The 6,980-nt window shown below is 70.1% G+C and carries 4 protein-coding genes; 3 read left to right on the top strand and 1 reads right to left on the bottom strand.

All coding sequences use genetic code 11. From position 1 onward, the window contains the following. Positions 1-78: 78 nt before the first annotated feature. On the top strand, positions 79-1,503 hold the full coding sequence (locus ABGB05_RS14200; protein WP_347653740.1) for an Nramp family divalent metal transporter: 1,425 nt from the start codon (positions 79-81) through the stop codon (positions 1,501-1,503). A gap of 96 nt (positions 1,504-1,599) precedes the next feature. Here the strand turns inward: ABGB05_RS14200 and ABGB05_RS14205 are convergent, their stop codons facing one another. Then, positions 1,600-4,692 carry a glycoside hydrolase family 9 protein gene (locus ABGB05_RS14205; RefSeq protein ID WP_347653741.1) on the bottom strand — a complete coding sequence of 1,031 codons (3,093 nt, stop codon included), beginning with the start codon at positions 4,690-4,692 and terminating at the stop codon, positions 1,600-1,602. A gap of 334 nt (positions 4,693-5,026) precedes the next feature. Between ABGB05_RS14205 and ABGB05_RS14210 the strand changes: the two genes are divergently transcribed. Both ABGB05_RS14210 and ABGB05_RS14215 read left to right on the top strand, forming a co-directional pair. After that, entirely contained in the window at positions 5,027-5,755 is a 729-nt protein-coding gene (locus ABGB05_RS14210) for a protein phosphatase 2C domain-containing protein (protein WP_347653742.1), read from the top strand. Between the two features lie 112 nt (positions 5,756-5,867). Further along, entirely contained in the window at positions 5,868-6,857 is a 990-nt protein-coding gene (locus tag ABGB05_RS14215; RefSeq protein ID WP_347653743.1) for a DUF6454 family protein, read from the top strand. Positions 6,858-6,980 lie beyond the last annotated feature (123 nt).

The following is a 6,980-nucleotide window of genomic DNA, read 5'->3' on the forward strand; positions in this document are numbered from 1 at the left end:
CGGATTCACCGTCGTCACCGCAGGGAAACAGATGAGTCGTAGCCGTCCATCGCACCGTCCCGTCCCCTGGAGGTTTTGATGGCGCCGACCGCCGCCGACCGGTTTCCCACCAGACACCTGCCCGGGGTGACGGTCCGGGAACTGCCACCACCACCCGCGTCCGCGTGGCGGATCATCGGACCCGGGGTGGTCGCCGCCGGCGTGGGGCTGGCATCCGGTGAGTTCATCCTCTTCCCGTACATCGCCTCGCAGGTCGGTTTGGTTTTCCTCTGGGCCGCCGCGGTGGGCCTGGTCGCCCAGTGGTTCCTCAACATGGAGATCGAGCGGTACACCCTGGCCACCGGGGAGACCGCGCTGACCGGGTTCTCCCGATTCTGGCGGCACTGGGGACTGGTCTTCGCGGTGATGGTCTACTTCGCCAACCTCTGGCCCGGCTGGGCGTCGAGCTCGGCGACCATGGTGACGTACCTCTTCGGTGGTGACGTGACCTGGATCGCCATCGGCATGCTGCTCACCATCGGCGCGGTGCTCACCCTGGCACCGGTGGTCTACACCGCCCTGGAACGGGTCGAGTTCGTCAAGGTCGGACTGGTGCTGCTCTTTGTCGTGGTGGCGGTGGGCTTCGCCATTTCCGCCCGGGCCTGGGGCGAGCTGCCCCGGGCGGTGACCGCGCCGGACTTCCCCACCGAGCTGGGCTTCGCGCTGATGCTCTCCGCACTGGTCTTCGCCGGAGCCGGCGGCGGACAGAACCTGGTGCAGTCCAACTGGATCCGGGACAAGGGCTACGGCATGGGCCGGTACGTGCCACGCCTGGTCAGCCCGGTCACCGGTCGGGAGGAGGCGGCGCCGGAGGGCGCGGGCTTCGTCTTCGAGCCGACCGACGGGAACCTGGGCCGCTGGCGACGCTGGTGGCGGCTGGCCAACCAGGAGCAGCTCGTCACGTTCCTGCTGATCTCGTTCGTCACGATCGTGCTGATGTCGCTGCTCGCCTACTCCACCGTGTACGGCGTACCCGGCCTGGCCAACAGCGTCTCGTTCCTCCGGGTGGAGGGGGAGCGGCTACAGGAGCTGGTGGGGCCCTGGTTCGGCGTCCTGTTCTGGGCGGTCGGTGCGCTCTCCCTGTTCGCCGCCGCGATGGGCATCGTCGACTACACCAGTCGACTCGCCGCCGACGTGATCAAGACCTCGTACCTGCCCCGGCTCTCGGAGAGCCGGATCTACTTCGTACTGGTCTGGGGGCTGGTGGGGCTGGGCTGCGTGATCCTGCTGGCCGGACTCGACCAGCCGCTGCTCCTGCTGGTCATCTCCGCCTGCGTCGGCGGGATGATGATGTTCGTCTACTCGATCCTGCTGCTGGTGCTCAACCGCCGGGTACTGCCGGAGCCGATCCAGCCGCGCGGCTACCGCGTCGCCGCGCTCGTCTGGGCGGTGCTGCTGTTCGGGGTCTTCTCCGCGCTGACCGTCTGGCAACAGGGGGAGCGCCTCCTCGACACCCTCCGCTGAGGGTGGGGAGGGAGGGACCCCTGCCCATACGGGGGATGGGCAGGGGTCCCTCCCGACCGGCGACGGGCCTGGCACCGGTCGGTGGTGGTGGGCAGGTCAGCGGCAGGCCGCCCCGTTCAGGGTGAACAGGCCGGGGTCCGGGTTCGCCCCGCCGGCCGTGGTGGCGTTGAAACCGAACATCACGCTGCCACCCGGCATGATCCGCGAGTTGTACGACTCGTTCGTCGCACTGACCGTGGCACCGGCCTGGCTCACCTTCGCCATCCACGCCTCCCGGACCTTCTGGTCCCCGGTGAACGCGAACCGCAGCGTCCAGCCGGTGATCGGCGTCGTACCGGTGTTCCGGATGGTCGCCTGCCCGGTGAAGCCGCCGCCCTCGGCCCAGGTGCCGTAGTTGGTGTACGTCACCTGGCAACTCGTACCGTTGCCGGCCGGTTGCGTCGCCGCGCCCTGGTCGGCGAGGAACGAGGCGATCCAGGCGAGCGCCGAGTTCCAGTTGATCGCCACCTCGTTCGTCGCGTACGAGGCGATGTCGTCGACGTAGCAGAACATCGGGGCGCAGCCCGCCAGCAACTGCTCGGCGAACGGGTCGTCGAGGCTGGCGTTCGCGCCACCGGCGATCGAACCGGCCGGCGGGTTCGGCAGCGACTCGTCGTACTGGTTGCCGAAGATCCGGCTGTGCTGGTTCTGCGAGGACTTCTCGCCCCAGCCGGTGACGTACGACTGGTTGAGCGCGTTGCGGCCGAAGACGTAGTCCATTCCCTGGATCGCCCCGTCCCGGTACTTCGGGTCGCCGGTCAGGTCGTACGCGGTGGCGAGCACCACCGCGTTGTTGATGATGTTGCTGTTGGCGCCCCAGAAGTAGGCACCGGGGTGACCCGGCATCGGCAGCCCGTACGCCTGGGCGCGCAGTGTGGCCAGGTAGGCGTCGGCGGCGGCGGTCACCGAGGCACGGATCCGGTCCCGCTCGGCGGCCGGCAGCCCGTTCGGCACGGTGGCCAGGTCGAGTCGGCCCAGGGCTGCCGTGCTGCCCCAACCGAAGCCGTGCTGGCCGAAGATCTCCTCGTCGGTGTGGTGCGGCGAGGCGGTCAGGTCGGCCAGGTAGGACGCCCCGCCGGTGGTGAGGTACAGCTCGGCGGCGGCCCAGTAGAACTCGTCGCTGACGTCGCCGTCGCTGTAGGAGCCGCCGCCGTTGCCGTCAAGCGGGTCGGCGTACCGGGTCGGGTTCGCCTTCGCCGCCGCGTACGCGGTCGTCGCCGCGGTCCGGCACCGGTTGGCGAACGTGGCGTCGTACGGGGCGTACAGCCGGGCGCACTGGGCGGCGGTGGCGGCCAGGTTCAGCGTGGCGGCCGTCGACGGCGGGTGCAGTTCCCGCAGCTCAGGGTCGTCCTCCGGCTGCAGTGGCAGGCCGGTCCAGTTCCGGTCGTGGATCTTGTGGTGGGCCATCCCGGCCAGCGGTCGCCCGGCCGGCACCTGCATCCGTAGCAGGAACTCCAGCTCCCACCGGGCCTCGTCGAGGATGTCCGGCACGTTGTTGCCGCGCTCCGGCAGCCGCAGGGTGTTGTCGCCGAGCGCGGCGCCGCCACCGGCACTGGGCGCGGTCTTGGTCCGCTCGAAGGCGTTCAGCAGCTGGTAGGTGGCGATGCCGCCGTTGACGACGTACTTGCCGTGGTCGCCGGCGTCGTACCAGCCGCCGCGGACGTCCAGCCGGTAGTCGCAGACCCCGGGCTGGCACGGCACGTCGGTGTCACCCCGGTTCGGCGCCACCCCCAGGTGGCCGGCCGGCCGGGCGTACTCCTCGCCGACCAGGTCGCCGTCGATCTCGATGCCGCTGCGCTGGATGTAGAAGAACTGCAGCGAGTCGGAGCGGAGCTGCTTCCACACCTCGGCGGAGATGTCGAACGGGTGGCTGGTCTCGCCGTCGGCGGTCAGCGTGTAGCCGCTGCCCGGGGTGCGGTAGCCGGAGAAGTCGACGCTGTGCGTGTGCTGCGCCGACGCCGGGTCGACACCACGCGGCGTGCTCTGGCCGCTGGCCACCACGGTGCCGGCGCCGTTCTTCAGCTGCCAGGCCAGCGGGTCGGTCGCCTCGGTGACGACGGTCGCGTTCTTCGGGCCGTCGGGCAGGTAGCCGACCTGGTTGACCCGGACCCGGGGGCCGGTGTCCGGGGTGTACGGCGGTTCCTCCTCGCCGCCGCGCAGCGAGACGTTGTCGACGCAGAACGTGTACGCCTCCGCGTTGCCACCGACCTGGAACGCGACCTGGCCGAGTTCGGTGTCCTCGGTGGCGGTGAAGCTCCGCTCGACATGCTGGACCTCGCTGGTCAACGCGACGTCCTCGACGAAGTACGACGTGTACGGGTCGGCGCCGAGCTGCACCGCCGTCCGTACCGTGGCGCCGGGTTCGGCGGTGGCGTCGAAGGAGAGGACGTACGTCTCGCCGGCGATCAGCGCGACGTCGTTCTGCCCGACGCCGCCGTCCCACGGGTTCGCCAGCCCGCCCGGCACGGCGGAGCAGAGCCGACCGTCGACGACCCCGGTGGAGGTGGTGCCGTAGGAGTACCAGCCGGAGGTGCCGTCGGCGAAGTCGCCGTTGGTGATCTGCTCGGCGCCACCCGGCGGCGGGTCGGTGGGGGCGTCGCTGCTCAGCGAGACGTCGTCGAGGCAGAACGTGTACGCCTCGGCGGCCCCGCCGAGCTGGAAGGTGAGGGTGCCGTTGGTCGAGTCGATGGCGCCGGTGAACTCGTACCCGAACTCCCCGCCCTCGGGGGTCAGGCTCACCTCCCGGGAGAGGGCGGTGGTGTACGGCTCCTCGTCGAGCTGGACGTTGGCCCGGACGGTGACCGGTACGTCGGCGGAGGCGCGGAAGCTCAGCGTGTAGGCGGCGCCGTCGGCGAGGGGGATGCTGTTGTGCCCGAGGCTGGCGTCCCACGGGTTCGCCAGTCCGCCCGGCACCTCGGCGCAGAGCTGCCCGTCGACCACGGAGAGCGGGAGGTTGGCGGTGGACCACCAGGGTGCGGTGCTGTCGGTGAAGGTGCCGTTCACGATGTGCTCGGTGGCCGCCCTCGGCTGGGCCGGTTCGGCGTACGCGGCGGAGGCGCCGCTGCCGAGCAGCAGCGCGGTGGTGGCGAGCAGGGTGAGGGGGTGGCGGCCGATGGCCGGCCGGCGGGCGCGGTGACGGGGTCGGATCACGGGAGTCCTTCCGGACGCGGTGCGGAGACTTCCGGCGGAGGTATCGGGGGATTCTCGTTGGGAGCGCTCCCAATATCGATCCCGATGTTGCCAGCCCATTACCGGCATGTCAATCGACAGTGCTGGATAGAAAGCCGTGCGGGGAGGGCCGGGCCACGGGTGCCGGGCCGGCCGGTCCGGACCCGACCGACGGCACCCGGGTAACCCACGACCTTGCCCCGAACGGGGGCGACCCGTAGCGCTGCCGGTGACGGACAGTGAAATTGTGTGGCGTCCCGGCCAGTCGGTGATCTACTGCAAGCATTTCGGCCGTCTTTTTGGCAGGCTGCCTGCCATGAGCCTGAAGCTGCGATCCGTGGCGCTGAGCCATCGCGGTTTGATCCGGGGGGCGAACCAGGACTCCGCGCACGCCGGCGCCTGGCTGCTCGCCGTCGCCGACGGTATGGGCGGGATGGCCGCCGGCGACCTGGCCAGCACCATCGCCATCGAAGCGGTCCGCCCACTCGACGTGGAGACCCCGGAGGAGGGGCTGGTCGCCGGATTCCAGGACGCCGTCGACGCGGCCAGCGCCGGCATCCGGGCGGCGGTGGCCGAGGACCAGGAACGGCAGGGCATGGGCACCACCCTGACCGCGCTGCTGCTCGCCCGCACCGGAAGCTGTCTCGCGCTGGCCCACGTCGGAGACTCTCGCGCGTACCTGCTGCGTGGCGGCACCATGACCCAGCTGACCCGGGACGACACCTTCGTCCAGATGCTCGTCGACGAGGGGGTCATCAGCCCCGACGAGGCGCACAGTCATCCGCGACGGGCGGTGGTGACCCGGGCGTTGCAGGGGGAACCGGTCACCCCCTCGTACACCACCCTGGTCCCGCAGGAGGGCGACCGTTGGTTGCTCTGCAGCGACGGCCTGTCCAACGTGGTCCGGGCGGACAGCCTGGCCGAGGCGCTGCTCGGCCACCCAGACCCGGCCGCCTGCGCGCAACGGCTGGTCGACCTCGCCCTGGGGGCGGGCGGGCCGGACAACATCACCGTGGTGGTCGCCGACCTCGTCGACGTCGGCTGAGGTGCCCCCCAATCCACCAGCATTCGGGCGGACGTCACCACCGGATCAGGAGCGGTTCACCGCGGTTCCCTACGGTCGCCTGGCCCTTGCGGAACAAGCCGAAGAGGAACCAATGAAGAAGAGCACCAGGTGGACCACGGTGGCGGGCGTAGCTTTGGCCGCGACCCTGGGTGGCGCCGCCGCCGCCCACGCCACCGGCCCCGCCGGCGATGACCGGACCGACCACCCCAGGGACAGCGCGCTGGCAACCGCCTTCCAGGCCGTGAACCGCGACACCTCGTGGCAGCTGACCGGCAAGCTGAAGCTGAAGTTCCCGACCTTCCACACCGAGGGCATCGCCTTCGCCGGCGACCGGATCTTCCTGTCCGCGGTCGAGATCCTCGAGCCGACCGTCAAGTACCCGACCCCGCAGAACGGCTACGACCGCACCCCCGGCAAGGGCATCGGCCACCTGTTCGTCATGGACCGCCAGGGCAACCTCAAGCGGGACATCGTCCTCGGCGAGGGCGACATGTACCACCCGGGCGGCATCGACTTCGACGGAAGGAACGTCTGGGTTCCGGTCGCCCAGTACCGTCCCAACAGCAGCACGATCGTCTACCGGGTCGACGCCGACAGCCTGCAGGTCCACAAGCAGTTCGAGGTCACCGACCACTTCGGCGGGGTGGTCCTCGACAAGACGACCGGCCACCTCGTCGGCAACACCTGGGGCTCCCGTCGCTTCGCCGAGTGGGACCTGCGCGGTAGGCAGTTGCGCACCTGGGACAACCAGAGTTTCTTCATCGACTACCAGGACTGCCAGTACGTACCCGCCGGCAAGATGATCTGCGGTGGTGTCACCAACCTGCCCCAGAACCCCGCAGCCGGCGGCACCACCGCCAGCTACGAACTCGGCGGAATGGCGCTGATCGATCTGCGCAGCCGCGACGTGCTACGCGAGGTGCCCTTCCAACAGTGGTCCACCGCCGGGCACGTGGCGACCCGTAACCCGCTCAAGCTCGCCGCCGACGGCAACCGGCTGACGATGTGGGCAGCTCCGGACAACGGCGAGGAGGGCAACGGCACCGAGATCCTGACCTACCAGGCGACGGTCGGTTCCTAGTGTTCTGTCTCGTAAATAGCTAGTCATTGGAGTAGACTCGAGACGTGACACGTGCTGCCGCACCACTGGTGCTCGAACCCGGCCAGCGGGAACTGCTGGAGTCTCTTGCGAAGTCGCGTACGG

The organism is Plantactinospora sp. B5E13, assembly GCF_039871775.1.
In the GTDB taxonomy this organism is placed as follows: Bacteria; Actinomycetota; Actinomycetes; order Mycobacteriales; family Micromonosporaceae; genus Plantactinospora.

Bases quoted from the DNA above. Each gene is read 5' to 3' on its own strand.
- ABGB05_RS14200 (WP_347653740.1), top strand. From the start codon at position 79: ATGGCGCCGACCGCCGCCGACCGGTTTCCCACCAGACACCTGCCCGGG.
- ABGB05_RS14210 (WP_347653742.1), top strand. From the start codon at position 5,027: ATGAGCCTGAAGCTGCGATCCGTGGCGCTGAGCCATCGCGGTTTGATC.
- ABGB05_RS14215 (WP_347653743.1), top strand. From the start codon at position 5,868: ATGAAGAAGAGCACCAGGTGGACCACGGTGGCGGGCGTAGCTTTGGCC.